We start from the raw sequence: 16,578 nt of genomic DNA, 5'->3' as shown, positions 1-16,578 counted from the left end.
CGTAACAAGTGAACTTAGCGTCTGATGCCGATTTGACGTCCCGCTTGCTTCGGTGTTTCTAAATGTTCATGCGCTTGTCGTAGTTTTTCAATAAAGTCAGCAACTGTATCAGGAAATGGAGACGGGCGGCCTTCTTCGGTACTCATCCCCATCAACATTTGTTCACTGGTAGCTATTGCTTCGTTCTTGGCATTTTTCATCACAAAAAAGACATGCATACGCTTTTTATCTGCATCTAGAAGTTGAACAGATACTTGGAGACCTTCGTGTTCATGAGCTTCCTTCAAGTAACAGAGATGAGTCTCCAATGTAAAAATCGTATAAGCAAAAGACTCACGTGCCGGTGCATCCAAACCGATATGATTCATAAATTCATCCACTGCATGGCTGAAAACAGCAGCGTAGGCGGCATCATTCATATGACCGTTATAATCCACCCATTCGCTTCTGACTTGATCGTTATATTCAAAGCTTTGATTAGTCATCATCATCTCTCCTTTATTTGGTAGCGGAATTGTTCGTTTCCGGCCAGTATTCCTCAACTAGATCGAGCAATTTAACGAGAAACTCATTACGCTTTTGTTCCAGGTCGGCAACTGATTGATCTCCGGCATGATTTTCACAGCCAGTAATGACACGTTCTTTCAGTTCATCTGTCAATTCAGGTGCTTCGAGTTTTGTCCAAGGTAATTTCAAAGCAGGTCCGAATTGTTCCAGCATATGACGCATTCCTTGTTCTCCACCTGCTAAATGGAAAGTAAGGAATGGCCCCATTTGAGCCCAACGTAAACCAGCACCATAAACGATAGCTGCGTCTACTTCTTCGGTTGTCGCAACTCCATCATTGACAAGGTGCAATGCTTCACGCCACAAAGCTTCCATTAAACGGTCAGCTACATGGCCATCGACTTCCTTCTGGATAATCAATGGTTTCATATCAATGGATTCAAAGATTTGATGACCTTTTTCAATCACAGCAGCATCCGTGTCTTGCCCTCCTACGATTTCTACTAATGGCAAAAGGTATACCGGGTTAAAAGGGTGAGCTACGAAAAAGCGTTCAGGGTGGGCCATGCCTTCCTGCAAGATGGTCGGTTTAATCCCCGATGTACTTGAACCGATGATCGCCTCAGGCTTCGCATGCTCATCGATCGTCTGCAGGACACTTTTCTTCAGCTCTTCACGCTCCGGAACGTTTTCCTGAATATAGTCTGCCTCACGTACAGCACTCTCGATAGTATCCATGAATGTTAAGCGATCTTTAGAAGCTCCCTCTGCAAGTCCTCGTTCTTCCAGAGAAGACCAGGCGTGGTCAATCGCTTGTCGTGTTCTTTTTTCTGCCCCTTTTGCTGGATCAAAAGCGATGACATCCAATCCTTGTGCTAAAAAGCGGGCGATCCATCCATTTCCGATGACTCCTGTGCCTACAACAGTGACTTTTTTCATCGATCACTTACCTCCTTGGTGCGGGTTTCTCAGTTGGAACTTCTCTCGTGCTTCTTGCGGAGTCATAGCTTCCATGCCATTTCCGTGCAGCATGTTCACTGCTTTATCCACTAACTGATCGTTTCTTGCCATTACACCTTTTTTCAAATAAATATTGTCTTCCAACCCTACGCGGACATTTCCACCAAGCATGGCAGACTGGGTAGCGATCGGCATTTGCATACGTCCGATTCCAAAAGCTGACCAATGCGCGTTCTCAGGCAGTCGGTTTTTCATATAAAGAATCGTTTCCGCATCTGCTTCTGCTCCCCAAGGGATACCCAGGCAAAATTGGAACATCGGATCTCCATCGATCAATCCTTCTTTAATCAATTGATTGGCAAAGCGGATGTGACCGGTATCAAAACACTCAAGTTCCGGTTTGACGCCACTTTCCTGAACCATTTTCGCTTGATCACGAAGCCAGTCTGTCGGGCTCATATAAATCATGTTGCCAAAGTTTGTACTACCACAGTCGAGTGTGCACATTTCCGGAAGCAATTCCCCAACAGGCTGATGACGCTCTGCAGGTGTCTGCATATCCGTTCCATCTCCACCAGCAGCTGGTGTGGCCAGGCTTGGAATAAAGTCACCGCCGCCACCTGATGTAATATTAATGATTACATCTGTTTCAGACTCACGGATACGATCGACGATTTCCCGATAATGGTCGACGTTATGACTGATGCCGCCTGTCTTAGGGTCACGGGCATGGACGTGGGCCACGGTCGCTCCTGCTTTAGCTGATTCAATTGCAGCGTCGGCGATTTCTTTTGGTGTCACCGGTACATGTTCATTTTTCTTCACAGTGTCTCCAGCACCTGTAACGGCTGCTGTTAATAAAACTTTTTGATTCATATTTTTTCCTCCTTAGTTGGTTTCTTCTATTTATAAATGCCGTATTTTACTATTCACTTTCCGATATCGAACTATACGTCTGCTGAGTCGGCTTAGTAACTATACCATCCAGACGGTTTTTCGTACGTTTAAAACTGTACCATCCAGACGGTTATGTTTCAAGAGGGGTAAAGGTGGTTTTCTATGAGAAACACGTCGGGTTAATGCATCATTTCCTAGTTAACCCTATAAGACCAACACTTACAGGCTGTACAGAAAAAACTAAACAAATTGGATTTTTTATTTGATAGAGTGACTTGTAAAAAACTGGTTGGCTTGAGGTGGTAAATATTGGATTACCTGAGGTGGGAAAATATAGGCGACATCAAAATGAGCATTAAAAAACGCTCACCCCTCGTGTTAGGGTGAGCGCACTCATTATAAAAAATCTTTATTCTTCTGCCCATGCTTTTAAGCGACGGTATACTTCCGCTTTCTTTTCATCTTCGATTTGGTAGATATCGAACAGCTCCGACAGCCAGACACCATCAATCGCCAGGCGAATGATGGTCGCCTTCACTGGATCCAGACCATCGTTTTCGATATTCGTCTGCCAGTACTTATAGGCCTCCCTGATCGGTTCAAGCAAATCTGAATTAACAGCTTTAGCAGCGAGCAACCCGGCATTCATATCTTTATTTTCATAACTCTGGTTGAATGTCACTTCTAAAAAGGACCTCGTCCATTTTCCATTTTCACCAGCGTCCTCTTCCACATTATTCTCTATTTTCTCCCGATAGTTCTTCGCCAGGTGCTCGACCATTCCTTGTACTAAAGCTTCTTTGGACGGATAGTGATAAAGTAGGCCACCTTTGCTGATACCAGCTTCTTCAGCCACTGCTTCTAACGTCAAATTGAATATACCACGGTCACTGACTATTTTAGATGCAGCCGTAAGAATCTCCATTTTTCTAGAATTCCTGCCCATGTCAATCTCCTCATCTGAAATATATTTAGAAAAGCTCTCCCTGATCATCAGTAAAACTTTCTTAGGATGTTATTTGACATATACTTTACTAGCTAGACGGTAAAGTTTCAAACATTCCTTTATCTTCCACCTCAAGTCATCCAATATTTGGATGACTTGAGGTGGGATAATATGGAATTTATACAATGTCATAGCTCATAAAAATGCCCGCTCTGTCAAACCGATTATGGTTGACAGAGCGGGCTTTCTTCTTGTTATTGCGTGTTGTAAAGTTGATCAATGACATGCTGTTTGCCTGATAAAACATCAAACTGGAACTGGTGATAGTCAGATAATACTGACTGGGTGGAGGATGGTAACTGATTGGAAGATTCTACTATTTGCCCCTCGTCATCCATATAAATCCTGTTCCGGAAAGCGGGTATCTCTTCCTTCATTTCATTCATGAAGTCATAAAAAGGCGGAGAGTCCAACCCCAGTGCCTCAGAAATCATCGGTGCCAAGTAAATCGGACTCAGCGTACCTAAATCTTCGTCTAAACCTGTATCAAAGTTCGACAATACCAACAGTGGTGTTTCATAAAACTCAGCATTTGTCTGCTGGTCTTCTTCTGTGCCGAAACCAGCCTCTCTATAAGCTTTCAAGTTTGATCCTAATGAAGGTAAGTGATCACCATAAAAGACGATAAGCGTCGGCTCATCGAGCGCTTGAATTTCTTCATTCAATCGGCCCAATGTGGCATCAGAACGTTTGATTCCTTCTGAATAAACCTCCAGCATCCTTTCAGAGTCTTCAGAAAGTGATTCTCCTTTAACGTCAATCGTGCTGCCACCTTCATATTTATCTTCCGGATATGGTAAATGGTTGGCAATCGTTACAGCATGAATAAAGGATGGGTCCTCCTGTTGCTCAATCGTATCTAATAATTCATTCACCACCGATTGGTCGGAAACGAATTCACTATTATCTTTTTCCGTGTAGGTCATATCCTCAAGAAACTTCCAAGAATCGAACCCTAAATTAGGATAAACCCGCTGACGCCGATATAAATTTCCACTATTGGGGTGAATGGCTTCACTATAATAACCTTTATTATTCAAGTGGGAGACGACGGATGGGTATTGATCATTGGCAAGGATATGGTTGAAAGGATTTCCACCTGGGTTGATATAGTTCATTGAATAACTTGTTAACAATTCAAATTCAGTATTAGCGGTCTCCCCTCCAAATACTGGACTAAAAAAGGTACCCGAAGGATACTCATCCATCAGTTTTCTAACGTTAGGCATAGGGTCTTCCGAAAAATGGACATCCAAACGTGTGGGATCCCAAAAAGTCTCATTCAGTAAAAATACAACATTAGGCTTAACCGTTTCCTTCTCAGCTGGGGAATTCTCAACGGTCAATTCTTCTGCTTGAACCACAGACGCTTCCAGAACTTTTTCATTATATCGGTCTGGTTCTTGTACAACATCCAGCTTGATATTTGAAACCATTCCCAAGACCGGTCCATTGTAGTAATAATTATTATTCTGGTTCCATGGCATGAAGCTTGTGTATTCTTCATAAAAAGATTCTGCAAAGGTATCTTCGTAAAAAAGGAAGGAATAAAGGACAAAGCTTAAAGGGAGTAGAATAACCAGCCTTGATATCCAACCCAGCTTGATCTTAGGCATCTTAAACCATACCGCTATTGCTAATATCGCCGCGATGGCTACCCCCAGGGTAATGGGGAGAGAGATCGAATCAGAGATCAACGGTATAACATCTTTCATCTGCCCCACTTGAATAAAATCATTAGGGAACAGCGGCTCATTACGATATTCCTGCTTATAATAGTTGACCACGGCTAAAATAAAGTAAGTGAAAAGCGCAACCCCTGCCCCCATATAAACTTCCCCAACAAGCAGAATGATTACAAGAGTGATCAGAGACAACAGAAAAGCAGTAAATATGAAACGATTCAGATATTCCTGGATCCATTCCGTCGTCTTCCCGATTTGTTCTATATCTATATGATATGCCAGGAACACATAAGCTCCTATGGATCCTATCAGGAACGCAATAAGGAACGCCGTCAATACGCGATAGATTTTAGATTCGTATAATGGCATCATCCACCCTTTTTTCTCCAAAAAGTAAATGGCTCCTGCCCATAACGAAAGGGAAAGAAGAAAAATCATGCCACCTATTGTACTTGTATGGATCTGAATGACATCAATGACCGTATTCAAATCACCGGAAATGCTGATACTTGTAACAATGTATAGGAAACTAAGTAAAATTATAAACGATATAAACAAAGGAATTGTACGAAAAACACTTTTGAACATCTAGTGGTGCCTCCTAAAATGATCGAGCTTATTTCTTTTCTCCTCTTCATTTTAGTATGGAATGTTAAGAAAATCTATCAAATTGTTAAATCTTTGTAAATACCATTTACTTTCATCCTACAAAAGTTTATTTTTATAGGTTAAAATAAATTATCAATGTAAAAAATAGGACCTCAAGTCATCCAGATATTGGATGACTTGAGGTCCTTTAATTTGTTTATATTAAACTTTAAATTCTCTTACTTGTTCATTCAATTCTTCTGCTAGTTCCGACAGTTGACGGGCGCTGACAGAAACTTCTTCCATCGAACTGCTCGTTTGTTGTGAAGAGGCAGCTACTTGTTGCACACCTGCCGCAGATTCTTCTGAGACGGAGGCGATTTCTTCAATCGATGTATTCATCTGTTGACTACTTCTTGCGACATTTGATAAATGGGAAGAGATTTGTTGGACTCTTCCCGCCATATCAGATACGGATGTGTGAATGTCATCGAAAGTCCGTCCGGTCACTTCTATCTGCTTAGCCCCTTCATTAACTTCTTCATATCCTGTTTCCAATGAGTTGGCAACACTGCTTGATTCTGTTTGAATTTTTTCCACAATGGTCGTAATATCCACAATAGATGTTGACACCTGCTCGGCAAGTTTACGGACCTCATCAGCAACAACGGCAAAACCTTTTCCATGTTCTCCAGCCCGCGCTGCTTCAATGGCAGCATTCAGTGACAATAGGTTGGTTTGTTCCGCAATATCCTGAATGACCTGGACCAGCTTGTTGATTTCTTTCGATTGACGGTCCAGCCCTTTCACTTTATCTACAGCTTCTTTGACAATGTGATTGATATTGTTCATTTGAGAGACAGAGGTTTGCATCAATGTCCGCCCCTCATCTGTCATAGAAAGAACTTCCTTGGAGGTTGAAGATACTTCTTGGCCGCCTTCATTAGCCTCTTCGATCTTATGAACGAAGTCTTCCATCATTTCAGAGAGGTGACTGGAGCTATTCGCTTGAGATTCCGATCCTGTAGAAAGCTCCTGCATCGTTGAAGCCACTTGCTCACTCCCCTCTTTCACTTCATTTGCTGCCTGGGTCAACTCTTCACTTTGAGCTGAAACATCATCCGTCGCTCTGGATACACGGTTCACTAATGAACGGAGGCTTCCAACCATTTGATTCATGGAGTAAGCCAATTGACCGATTTCGTCTTTTCGTTTCGTTTCAATTTCCTCTGTTAAATCACCTTCCGTAATACGTTTAATGGAAGTCAATAATGATTGAACTGATTTGTTCAGTCGAGTTCCGAACAGATAGGCGAACAATGCCCCAAGCACGAGGGCAACCACTAGGAATATAGCTAAAAACAAATTGATATTGTTTTGTAAATCTTTCACGAACTGTGTGCTCATATCGACCCCGATAATCGCACCCGTATTATCAAGGGGAATAAAAATCGATTTATGGACACCCCACTCATCTTCATAAATAGAGGTGATGACAACTTCCCCATTATTGAAGGACTGGTTCTGTTCGTCGGTAAATGGAGATTCCACCATCATATCTTCACTGCCACTCAAGCTCACGATATAATCTGTATCTGCTTCTTTGGTAAGGATATATGCATATTCCAGACGATCTTTCCCTTCCATGAAAGTATCCAGTGTATTGACTAACCCTGAATGGTTTTCGTCAGGGTTTTGTATTGCCGCTTCGACTGCCTCCTCATCGATCGAACGAATAAGTTCTTCCCCATTCGTTTCTAATATTTGTTCAAATTGAGGTAGCACATATTCATCTACGATATGAGAAGAAAGTACTTCGACAAATGCAAAGACTAACACCCCTAAGATGATGATGGGAATGATGAAATTCAAGAAAAGTTGAGCTCGCAATGATTTTTTCGGATTGAATTGGTCTTTTTTCACTTGATGGTCTCCTTTACTTTTTTCAGTTCTATATAAGACTCTAAATCTAAATTCACCAGGTAATCGATTTCTGCCAGGCTAGTGGTCTTAAAGAAAATTACTGCAAAGGCACGATCACTTGCTGAGTCAATCACCCTGTATTCCAGGACTTCACTAAACTCCTGCTTCAGTTGCTCATGGTGAATATCTTCAATAAGACTTTTACTTATCTGTGTCGGAACTTCTGCGCAAAAGAAGCCATATATAGCTGGATCATTACGCTCTATAAGTGGTTTCCAATCTGGCTTTTCATTTAAAAAATATGCTTCCGCTGCATTGATGTCATAAGCATAATAACTGACGTCTGTCGTCCCTGCGCCAGCAAAGCGAAGAGGATTCATTTCAATTGGTATGATTCCCTTCGTTGATTTTCTTATTTCTATATGGAAAGGATAATTCGTAAAGTTCAAACGTTTATTTAATGAACGCAAGTACTTGACTGCATCGGCATGTATTTCATCAATAACCTGGGCGGATGTAAAATAAATACGATCAGAAGTATCCTGGTCATCAAGAAATCGTCTTTTCAATGCATTGAGGATGACAGGTTCACCTGCATCATCAAAATAGCAATCCAAAGCAAACTCCGTGCCATCGATCCATTCTTCAATGATGATTTGCTCACTATCAATTACAGAGTCGGAATACATTCCTTCAGAAAGGAGCAGGTCAGAATAAAGACCTTGCACAGATAGCTCCCATTCATGTTCATTTTTCACTATGTAGACACCTACACTCGAATACCCTTTGTTAGGTTTAATCACTACTGGAAAAGGGAGGGTATCTTTTTCTAAGTGCAGCAATTCCTCTAAGCTGAGAAGTCGAAAAAAATAATCCTGATTAATGGATGCAGATATCTCTCTGAACCTTGCTTTATTCTTTACTAGCTGTGAAGCTTTTGAATGAGCGTGATCAGGCGCTTTTCTCTCAAGAAGACTCAAGCAGCTTTCAGAGTTCGTCAATAATTTCGTGCTTTGTGTAAGGGCTAAAGATCTTTCATCATCAGTGTAGTAAATTGGTATGTGATGATTGAAGGCCATTTGTACTAGAATAGGTGAAATGATTTTTTCATCGATAATAAGGATATAGGCCACCTCCAAGTTTTTATTCGTTCCATACTCTATGGACTACCTTTATATCGGCCGTGTTTTCAAACCATACAGAGAAATTATAATGAAATAAAATTTTGATTACAAAGACCTAATTAGTTTGAAATTTCTTTACAATAGGCATTTTTACTCACTAAATTTCTTAAAAAGTACAAACGCCTTTGACATTCACAGACTTATACAATACTCTACAAAAAAAAGAAGACCCGGGATGTTGACCCAGATCTCCTCTATCACCGATTTTCAGTTGTAGAAATGACAGCCTCACGTATATGGTTCGCAAATCCTTCAAGCTTGTTCATATCTGACACATCCTCTTCAAATAAAGGCACCTTGACTAACTGCTGTTTTGAAAAGGTATGATCAATTTCATTCAAATAGGTTTTTTCTTGTTTTCTTCTTTTTTCCAAAAATACCCCATCCGCATGATCGGGAAGTACTTTATTCACTATAAGAGTCTGTACATGTAAATCATGTTGACCCAATTGTCTGATCGCCTGATTCGTTTCCAAAATCGGCAGACGCTCTGGAATAAGTACAAAGACAAAGCCTGTTCGCTTCGCATCCAATATGATTTCCCTGACTGCTGCAAACTTTTCTTTCCTTTTTTGCAGGACGTCATAGATCGGATCATCAATCGGGTCCCCATCATTAAGCAGCTGGGTATAATTATCATTGATCTTCTTTCGCCGCTCCAACATCCCATCAATCCAGACACTCATCAACTCAGGCAGAGTCAACAAACGTATAGTATGGCCTGTCGGTGCGGTGTCAAAGATGATCTTATCAAAATGATCCGCTTCTTCTAAGATAATCGAAATGAGACGGTCGAATAAAGCGGCTTCGTCAGCACCAGGGGAAGCACTGGCCATATCAATCTGCCTATGCACTTCTTCTACCATTTTTGATTTGACTAGTCCTTCCAAGTTGTCCTTCACACCTGCAATATATCTTTTTGATTCGTGATGGGGATCGATTTCAATCCCCCATAGATTGTCCATCAGCACCGTTTTATCATGACCGACTTTTTTATGAAAAATATCACCGAGGTTGTGCGCAGGGTCTGTTGAGATCACCAACGTCCGGTAACCTTCTTTAGCGTAAGCGACAGCCAGTGCTGCGGAGGATGTGGATTTCCCTACGCCCCCTTTGCCTCCGACGAAGATGATTTTGTTCTGCTGCAAATCTTTCATGTCCTTATTCCTCCTTTAACAGCACCGGATTCCATCAAGGGGTGATTTCTCCATCCCCATACGCAAATGCCAGTCGTGAAATTTTTCAATGATGTAAGGATACAGTTCAAGTGTATAATAGAAGGCCGGGTTCGGAATTCCCAGCATGTCTGAATAAACAAGAAGTAAAAAGAGATCATCCTCGTCCCGCAACTCACGGGCGATTTCCTGTTTATGAGGAAGGCTGAGGACTTCATCATACATCTCAAATAATCTCTTCAATGAAAATTTTTTCTCCATGCCTTCCCACCTCCTCATGTTTGTAACATTAACTTATATTCGCTCTCATTTTTGACATATTTTCCGTCTATGAAAACCGCGTAGTATTTCATATGGAACAACATAGAATGCAGAGCTTTCAATAAAGGTACATTCCCTCTTTTTATATGCTTGAAAAAGTAGGCGGCCATTGCTAACAGATTCCTTGGATCAAGGTAGCTTATATGAACACCCTCATACTCTTCCATCGTCTTTCGGTAAAGTACCCCTAACCTTCTGCGGTCCTCATCATGGTGCTTGAATTCCTCCTCCATATGAACAAGCCCGTCAGGATCGCTGCAAACTCCCCCGCAACATCCCATGCCGATTTCTTTTTCCGGTCTGATGATCATGATTTCAAACATTGCACCCCTCCTTTTGATGTAAAAAGAAAGCCGCACATATTGCACGACTTCCTTTGGAATGTTCCACACAACTCTTGATCTCTTCAGAATAGCTGTTGGTGCGGGAGACGTCAGCTAAGTCAAGCGCTTTTATCAATGGAGTCCTTTTCATTTCCTGTGATAGCGGAAATGGCTGTAATCAGAATCCAGAATGTGAAGACTAGAATGATAGCACCGAAGCTGAACAACATCCAGTCACTGCCCTCTGCCCAGGGCGCCCATTCCGTCAATACTTGACTGATCATCGCCCATAATGTCATGAACATCAGGAACACCATCGGAATGATTGTCGGCAGGTAATTACGACCCTGTTGTTTCAACCAAATGGAAACAAGCAGCAAACTGATTCCGGCTAATAACTGATTTGAAGTTCCGAACAGTGGCCAGAGCAGGTACCCACCGGAACCAAAACCTTTTGGACCCTGAGGAATCAACGTCAGTGCAGCACTGGACACGACTGCAACCGTTGTCGCAACGTGCATTTTTGTAAGTGGCTTGATTTTGTACTCTGTTCCAAGCTCTGCAATGATGTAGCGCATCAAACGGACGGAAGAGTCCAGCGTTGTCGCGGCAAAACTGACGACAATAACAGATACGATTGTAGCTGCTACAGAAGCAGGAATGCCTAAACCGGTTGCCAATTGGCCAGCACCCTGAATGAATACACCCAATCCTGCGTTACTGGCTTCTGCAAATCCACTGTACGTCGCTGTGAATTCACCTGCTGTCGGGAAGAATGTAACGACGGCAATGATAGCGACAAGAGCTAAAGAACCTTCACCAACAGACCCTAAATAACCGACAAAACGAGCTTCGGATTCATTATTCAATTGCTTCGAAGTCGTTCCAGATGAAACGAGCCCGTGGAATCCGGAAATAGCGCCACAAGCAATGGTGATGAACAATAATGGGAACCAGGAGGTATCTGCTGAAGTGTTAGTCACAGGTGCTGTGATTTCTGGATTGGTGAAAAGCAGACCGAGATACAATAGCCCAAGTCCGACAATAAGTTGATGGGAATTAATATAATCACGCGGCTGCAACAGCTTCCAGACAGGTAACGTCGAAGCAATATACACATAAGCCATTAAAACGATGATCCAGACGAAGAATGCCATCGAGGTGGCATTCAATCCGAAAAGAGTCGTCGCTCCTTCTCCTCCGAAATAGCGGACCAAATCGATTTGCAAAGCTGGTACATAACTGGCAACGATGGCCGCCAAATACATGACAGCAAGCGCTACGACGGATGGCAGCAGCATATTCCCCTGTTTTTTATACACACTGTAGCCGATCCAAACTGCTAATGGAATTTGAATGAAAACGGACAATACACTCGCCGGAAAGGAGATGAACAAATTGGCGATGACCCAGGCAAACACGGCGTTTACCATCAAGACGAGCAGTAAAATGATGAATAAGAATAAAACCTTCGCCTTTTCGCCGATCAATTTACTTGCCAATGTTCCAATCGATTGACCTTTGTTGCGTACAGATAAAACGAGCGTGCCGAAATCGTGGACTCCTGCTGCAAAAACGGTACCGAGCAGCACCCACAAAACAGCTGGCAGCCAACCCCAGTAAACTGCAATGGCAGGCCCGACAATCGGGGCTGCTCCGGCCACTGATGTAAAATGGTGCCCCCATAAGACGAATTTGTTTGTTGGAACAAAATCCACTCCATCTTTGTACTGATGAGCTGGAGTCACATAGTTCGGATCGAGTCGATAAATCTTTTCTGCAATGAACTTCGAATAATACTTATAACCAAGAAAAAAGACGATACCTCCGACAACTGCTAACCAAATCCCACTCACAAAACCCCTCCTCAATATTCCCTTAATATATGAATGCGTTTACATATGGTGGTATTATACAACAGTTTACATCTATTCATCAATGGAATTGTCGAATTTATCTGAAATGTAAGATAACTTTTAACAGATTTTAGTAAAAGAGACATGTTTGTTGACCTGGCAGGAGTATAGGGTCAAGAAACAGATTCTATAAATCTTTGTCCATGAAAAAGAAGCACACTCTGTCGAACAAAAGAGTGTGCTTCATATAAAACTCAAGCTTATTAGGCAGATGCACCTTTGTCACTGTATTCTTCCTTCTGACGTGGAAGCCCGAGGAACCTTGGTGCCCTCTTAGGCAGCTTCCCGAACAGCAAGCCTGGCAAAGGAAAGTAACGATGAGTCAGCCAGATGGTTAGATAGCATAGTGCCAGTGTGCTTAAGAACCTGAGTAAGATTCCCGCATGAAACCAATACCCTCCAGAAAGTGGGATGAATTGCGCAACCACTTTCAATATGAAAGGATGCAGCAAGTAAAACCCGAAGGAATAGATGGCGATATTCTGCACATGGGGGATGAGTTTCGGCCATTTATTGCAGACGATTTCAGTCAATCGGAACATCAAATAACTACTTGTCATGATATAAATCATATTAATGACCAAATAAGTCCAGCCAGGGAGATATAACGAATTAACCGTGTATAAATGGTAATGTAAATAAACGGTAGTGATTCCGGTGACAATGGCTGAAATCGTCCAAAACATCGTAGATTTATTGAAGATTTTCGCCTTCTGCTCCTTATAATAGGTGCCTATCCATGCACCTAATAAATAAGGCCCAAGAGCACTCAAGAAAGAACTGAATGGAATCAGTTGAAATTCACGATTCAAGAAATAATATCCAATTTCAATTCCTATCCCGAATAACCACATGTGCTTTTTGAAAAACGGGACCTTCTGAGCGACAAATAGAATAATAGGAAAAAATAAATAAAATTGCACAATTAAAAAGATGAAGTGAAGTTGATAAAACGACTGCCCTTGCAAAATACGCAATCCGATTTCACTGAAATTCAGTGAGACCGCTCCTGTATATATGGAAAAAGCTTCATAAAAGACAGCCCACACAAGATAAGGCACGACAATATAAACGGCTCTCTTTTTATAATAAGCCTTCAATTCTGCTCCATCCATTTTTTGTTCCATATATTTATAAAAAAACACCATTGCTGTGATCATGATGAAAATGCCTGCTTCTACTCTTATGATGCGATTGATGAAATGGTATTTCGCAAATGCATCGCTTCCGTAAGGCAGTACAGAATGAAAGGCCGCTGTTACATGGACCAACACGACCATCATCATGGCAAAAAGACGTAAAAAGTAGATAGACTCTATTCTTTCTCTAGCCATTTCTATCATTCCTTACTATTTTATTATTAAACCTCGCTAATTATATCACAATTCTCTCTCTCCTATGTTCCGTAACCTTTTTTAATAAATTGTTAAAAAAGGTTACGGAATGTGTAACTTTCAGCTGGTGGTGATAAAAAAAACAGGATTATAGACTGATATAGTCCTATAAATCCTGATTAATATATTTATCCGATTTATTCTGTTTTGGCATCGATTTTCCCTAAGAAGAATCCATCGATCTCTTGCAGTTTTCCGCGCCAATAGAAATCTCCTTCTGAAGGTGTCGGTTGATTGTCTCCATTATAGACTTGAGCATTTTCGAGGTGGATATACTGGATATCATCATGGTCGTAATCTCTTTGACTCGCTTCAGCGAGCTGCTCGCTAAGGGTTTGAGAAATCTCGTTGCCATCTTCGAAATTATTGCTCAAATACTCAAGGTATTTTTGCGCGGAAACCGTTTTTCCTGTAATTAATGCACCATCAACATTCAAAGTGATATCCAGCGAAAAGTCATGTTGATTAGCTGCCTTCACGAAATTTTTCAGTAAGTTATCCATTTTTTCAGCTCCTCTCACCAATCCTCTTTATCGAGTTGTATCATCATCACTGGAAATCTCAGTTACAGGTTCTTCTGTTTGTGTAGAAGGCGCCTTTTTGTTTTCACTAGTAGCTGACGCTTCTTTTTCAGAGCTTTCCAATTGCTGTGGGGGAAGGTCGGCCGCCTCCTTGGATGTCGTCTCTTCATTTTCTTCCTGCTTATCGTTCTTATTCTTTTTCAAATTGCTTGCCAATTTTCCGGATTTTTCCTTAGTTTTATCCTTCAGCCCTTTCAACGATTCTCCGGCTTGGTTCGCTTTATCTTTCAGCTGAGCCTGTTTCTCACTGTTCAACTTTTTAGGGGAGAACATTAATCCCGCTGCAGCTCCAGCAATTCCGCCGATGACCGCACCTGTAATCTTTCCTTTCTTATTGCCTTCTACCATTTCTTTTCTATTATCATTACTTAATACAGTTTTGTTTTTTGTCATTTCCTTCACTCCTTATTCGGCTGTCGGGCAGCCACATTTCTCATATTTTGTTCTAATTGTTCGATTCTCTTTTGCAATTGCTCATTCTCTTTTTCTAACGCTTCTGTGTTTGATTCTGCCGCTTTCGAATTCAAATATGGGTCTGTTTCCCACCAATCCATTCCGATTTCTTTCGCTTTGTCGACCGATGCAACAATCAAACGGATTTTAATTGTAAGTAACTCGACATCCGCGAGCCCTACTCTGATATCTCCAGCGATGACGACCCCTTTGTCCAAAACTGTTTCTAACACATCCACGATGCTGTTGGATTGTGTAGGATGTTCGATAGACATTCTCTTACCTCCTTACAATAAGTTCCCCAATGGACCAAGGTCGATATTCAGATCTTCATCATCAAGGTCGAAAATTTCTTTCAGCTCGTCCATTTTCACATCCAGGTTCATGAGGGCGACACCAAGCTGTTCAATCTGTTCTTCTGTCAACGTACCGCCGTCCACACGTCGAATCGCATGGCGTTCGACTAACTGTCTCAATAATTCGATGACAGTTAAAACGAGTTGAGCAAGTCCTTGTTCTGCTCCTTCAGGATCCAATTGTATCCGGCCACTACGAATCGGCTGCTTTTCAAGATCGCTCTGTGGCATGAGCAAGCGCCTCCTTTTCTTTATCCATATTTTCTGAACGAATCGATTCGACCCATTCGTCTTCTTTTGATTGGACGAGAGTCTCCACAGCAGAGACCAGAAGCTTCAAGTCCAAATAAACGAGGTCGATACCGGCGATTGAGATGACAATATCACCTTTGATGGCGACGCCCTTATCCAAAACCGTATCTAAAATATCTATTAAAGCGATGTCCCTATTCTCATACTCTTCTCTTCGTGACATTCATCACACCTCACTTTTGGATAGGGATGAAAAATGATAAGCAGGCCAGGGACCGGTCACCTCAATCTTCCAACCGCCAGCTTCCCCTTCCTCATTTGCAGCTGTCACCTGTTCAAGAAAAGGTTCCACTTTCTCCTTTTCTATTAAATACGCACTATTCCAACACATCTCTTCATCTTTGCCTGTGACACTTTTATTCCACACTTTTTTGACGACATCGTCCTTACACAAGTCCTTCCAATCGTCATGAAGGCGTTTGGAGAAGGATTGCTGCTCTTGTGTCACTTGCTCGTCTATCAATTGATCCAGCTTTTTTTGTTGTAAATATTGCATCCCTTTAGACATTTGAGCAATTTCTTCTTTTTTCTTTTGAATGGAGGGATGATTAGCAGCGATTTCCTCTTTCAAAAGCACAGGGTTATTATAGATTTTCACATTCCATTCTTCTTTTCCGGAAAGCTCTTCTAACAGTTTCACCCATTCGCTTTCATAAGGACGGATCTTCGCTTCCAAGTTCGAAGTGTGTTGAAAAATCGTACAGAATTTCATTGGAACTAGTGTTGCTTGATCTTTAAGCTTCATCAGAATCTCGTGATGAAGAAATGCTTTATCCTGTACCCAATCCATTTGCTGAGTCTTCTGTTCAAGCACTTCTTCGCCATACTCTGCCTCTTCCACCACACTGACAATAGCTGCGCATTTTCCATACTCCCACACATGTAATTCATGCTCTCCATCGATCCCTGTCATTTCCGAGAGTAAAGCTGGCTGTACTTCTTCCTTTAAAGCCACACCATACAAGTAATAAAGCTCCTCCATTTATAAATCCCCTAT

The 16,578-nt window shown here is 41.7% G+C and carries 18 protein-coding genes; all 18 read right to left on the bottom strand.

Going from position 1 to position 16,578, the window contains the following annotated elements:
• Window positions 1–14: 14 nt before the first annotated feature.
• Window positions 15–485, bottom strand: a complete 471-nt coding sequence (locus ACTWPX_RS11015) for a thioesterase family protein (protein ID WP_443119808.1) — start codon at window positions 483–485, stop codon at window positions 15–17.
• A 13-nt stretch (window positions 486–498) separates the two neighbouring features.
• Window positions 499–1,446 carry an L-carnitine dehydrogenase gene (locus tag ACTWPX_RS11010; RefSeq protein ID WP_443119807.1) on the bottom strand — a complete coding sequence of 316 codons (948 nt, stop codon included), beginning with the start codon at window positions 1,444–1,446 and terminating at the stop codon, window positions 499–501.
• A gap of 3 nt (window positions 1,447–1,449) precedes the next feature.
• Entirely contained in the window at window positions 1,450–2,343 is an 894-nt protein-coding gene (locus ACTWPX_RS11005; RefSeq protein WP_128525940.1) for a 3-keto-5-aminohexanoate cleavage protein, read from the bottom strand.
• Between the two features lie 430 nt (window positions 2,344–2,773).
• The gene (locus ACTWPX_RS11000) at window positions 2,774–3,310 is read right to left on the bottom strand and encodes a TetR family transcriptional regulator (RefSeq protein ID WP_443119806.1); all 537 of its coding nucleotides are present in this window, start codon (window positions 3,308–3,310) and stop codon (window positions 2,774–2,776) included.
• Window positions 3,311–3,564: 254 nt separating this feature from the next.
• Complete coding sequence (locus ACTWPX_RS10995) at window positions 3,565–5,643, bottom strand: LTA synthase family protein (protein WP_443119805.1); 2,079 nt, start codon at window positions 5,641–5,643, stop codon at window positions 3,565–3,567.
• A gap of 222 nt (window positions 5,644–5,865) precedes the next feature.
• Window positions 5,866–7,566 carry a methyl-accepting chemotaxis protein gene (locus tag ACTWPX_RS10990; RefSeq protein WP_443119804.1) on the bottom strand — a complete coding sequence of 567 codons (1,701 nt, stop codon included), beginning with the start codon at window positions 7,564–7,566 and terminating at the stop codon, window positions 5,866–5,868.
• Complete coding sequence (locus tag ACTWPX_RS10985) at window positions 7,563–8,699, bottom strand: ATP-grasp domain-containing protein (protein WP_443119995.1); 1,137 nt, start codon at window positions 8,697–8,699, stop codon at window positions 7,563–7,565. Before ACTWPX_RS10985 ends, ACTWPX_RS10990 begins: the two co-directional genes overlap by 4 nt.
• A gap of 248 nt (window positions 8,700–8,947) precedes the next feature.
• Entirely contained in the window at window positions 8,948–9,907 is a 960-nt protein-coding gene (locus tag ACTWPX_RS10980; protein ID WP_443119803.1) for an ArsA family ATPase, read from the bottom strand.
• Between the two features lie 15 nt (window positions 9,908–9,922).
• On the bottom strand, window positions 9,923–10,186 hold the full coding sequence (locus ACTWPX_RS10975; RefSeq protein WP_128525934.1) for a cory-CC-star protein: 264 nt from the start codon (window positions 10,184–10,186) through the stop codon (window positions 9,923–9,925).
• A gap of 14 nt (window positions 10,187–10,200) precedes the next feature.
• Window positions 10,201–10,569, bottom strand: coding sequence for a hypothetical protein (locus ACTWPX_RS10970; protein WP_443119802.1), 369 nt, complete (start codon window positions 10,567–10,569; stop codon window positions 10,201–10,203).
• 119 nt (window positions 10,570–10,688) lie between these two features.
• Window positions 10,689–12,425, bottom strand: a complete 1,737-nt coding sequence (locus tag ACTWPX_RS10965; RefSeq protein WP_443119801.1) for a carbon starvation CstA family protein — start codon at window positions 12,423–12,425, stop codon at window positions 10,689–10,691.
• A gap of 263 nt (window positions 12,426–12,688) precedes the next feature.
• Window positions 12,689–13,819, bottom strand: coding sequence for an acyltransferase (locus ACTWPX_RS10960; RefSeq protein ID WP_443119800.1), 1,131 nt, complete (start codon window positions 13,817–13,819; stop codon window positions 12,689–12,691).
• Window positions 13,820–14,016: 197 nt separating this feature from the next.
• Complete coding sequence (gene gvpU, locus ACTWPX_RS10955; RefSeq protein ID WP_443119799.1) at window positions 14,017–14,382, bottom strand: gas vesicle accessory protein GvpU; 366 nt, start codon at window positions 14,380–14,382, stop codon at window positions 14,017–14,019.
• A gap of 27 nt (window positions 14,383–14,409) precedes the next feature.
• On the bottom strand, window positions 14,410–14,853 hold the full coding sequence (locus tag ACTWPX_RS10950) for a YtxH domain-containing protein (protein WP_443119798.1): 444 nt from the start codon (window positions 14,851–14,853) through the stop codon (window positions 14,410–14,412).
• A 5-nt stretch (window positions 14,854–14,858) separates the two neighbouring features.
• Window positions 14,859–15,188, bottom strand: a complete 330-nt coding sequence (locus ACTWPX_RS10945; RefSeq protein WP_443119797.1) for a gas vesicle protein — start codon at window positions 15,186–15,188, stop codon at window positions 14,859–14,861.
• A gap of 12 nt (window positions 15,189–15,200) precedes the next feature.
• Window positions 15,201–15,500: a gas vesicle protein K gene (locus ACTWPX_RS10940; RefSeq protein ID WP_128525927.1), complete on the bottom strand. Its 300-nt coding sequence runs from the start codon at window positions 15,498–15,500 to the stop codon at window positions 15,201–15,203.
• Complete coding sequence (locus tag ACTWPX_RS10935; RefSeq protein WP_128525926.1) at window positions 15,481–15,744, bottom strand: gas vesicle protein; 264 nt, start codon at window positions 15,742–15,744, stop codon at window positions 15,481–15,483. The genes ACTWPX_RS10940 and ACTWPX_RS10935 overlap by 20 nt, the downstream gene beginning before the upstream one ends.
• 3 nt (window positions 15,745–15,747) lie before the next feature.
• On the bottom strand, window positions 15,748–16,563 hold the full coding sequence (locus ACTWPX_RS10930) for a GvpL/GvpF family gas vesicle protein (RefSeq protein ID WP_443119796.1): 816 nt from the start codon (window positions 16,561–16,563) through the stop codon (window positions 15,748–15,750).
• Window positions 16,564–16,578: the final 15 nt, after the last annotated feature.

It is taken from the genome of Halobacillus sp. H74 (assembly GCF_052246715.1).
GTDB classification, from domain to species: Bacteria; Bacillota; Bacilli; order Bacillales; family Halobacillaceae; genus Halobacillus; species Halobacillus litoralis_A.
The sequence above is the reverse complement of the archived record's forward strand: the minus strand, read 5'-3'. Positions and strand labels throughout refer to the sequence as shown.

Bases quoted from the DNA above. Each gene is read 5' to 3' on its own strand.
- ACTWPX_RS10960 (WP_443119800.1), bottom strand. From the start codon at position 13,819: ATGGCTAGAGAAAGAATAGAGTCTATCTACTTTTTACGTCTTTTTGCC.
- ACTWPX_RS10975 (WP_128525934.1), bottom strand. From the start codon at position 10,186: ATGGAGAAAAAATTTTCATTGAAGAGATTATTTGAGATGTATGATGAA.
- ACTWPX_RS10935 (WP_128525926.1), bottom strand. From the start codon at position 15,744: ATGTCACGAAGAGAAGAGTATGAGAATAGGGACATCGCTTTAATAGAT.
- ACTWPX_RS10980 (WP_443119803.1), bottom strand. From the start codon at position 9,907: ATGAAAGATTTGCAGCAGAACAAAATCATCTTCGTCGGAGGCAAAGGG.
- ACTWPX_RS10970 (WP_443119802.1), bottom strand. From the start codon at position 10,569: ATGTTTGAAATCATGATCATCAGACCGGAAAAAGAAATCGGCATGGGA.
- ACTWPX_RS10995 (WP_443119805.1), bottom strand. From the start codon at position 5,643: ATGTTCAAAAGTGTTTTTCGTACAATTCCTTTGTTTATATCGTTTATA.
- ACTWPX_RS10930 (WP_443119796.1), bottom strand. From the start codon at position 16,563: ATGGAGGAGCTTTATTACTTGTATGGTGTGGCTTTAAAGGAAGAAGTA.
- ACTWPX_RS11000 (WP_443119806.1), bottom strand. From the start codon at position 3,310: ATGGGCAGGAATTCTAGAAAAATGGAGATTCTTACGGCTGCATCTAAA.
- gvpU (WP_443119799.1), bottom strand. From the start codon at position 14,382: ATGGATAACTTACTGAAAAATTTCGTGAAGGCAGCTAATCAACATGAC.
- ACTWPX_RS11015 (WP_443119808.1), bottom strand. From the start codon at position 485: ATGACTAATCAAAGCTTTGAATATAACGATCAAGTCAGAAGCGAATGG.
- ACTWPX_RS11010 (WP_443119807.1), bottom strand. From the start codon at position 1,446: ATGAAAAAAGTCACTGTTGTAGGCACAGGAGTCATCGGAAATGGATGG.
- ACTWPX_RS10945 (WP_443119797.1), bottom strand. From the start codon at position 15,188: ATGTCTATCGAACATCCTACACAATCCAACAGCATCGTGGATGTGTTA.
- ACTWPX_RS10950 (WP_443119798.1), bottom strand. From the start codon at position 14,853: ATGACAAAAAACAAAACTGTATTAAGTAATGATAATAGAAAAGAAATG.
- ACTWPX_RS11005 (WP_128525940.1), bottom strand. From the start codon at position 2,343: ATGAATCAAAAAGTTTTATTAACAGCAGCCGTTACAGGTGCTGGAGAC.
- ACTWPX_RS10940 (WP_128525927.1), bottom strand. From the start codon at position 15,500: ATGCCACAGAGCGATCTTGAAAAGCAGCCGATTCGTAGTGGCCGGATA.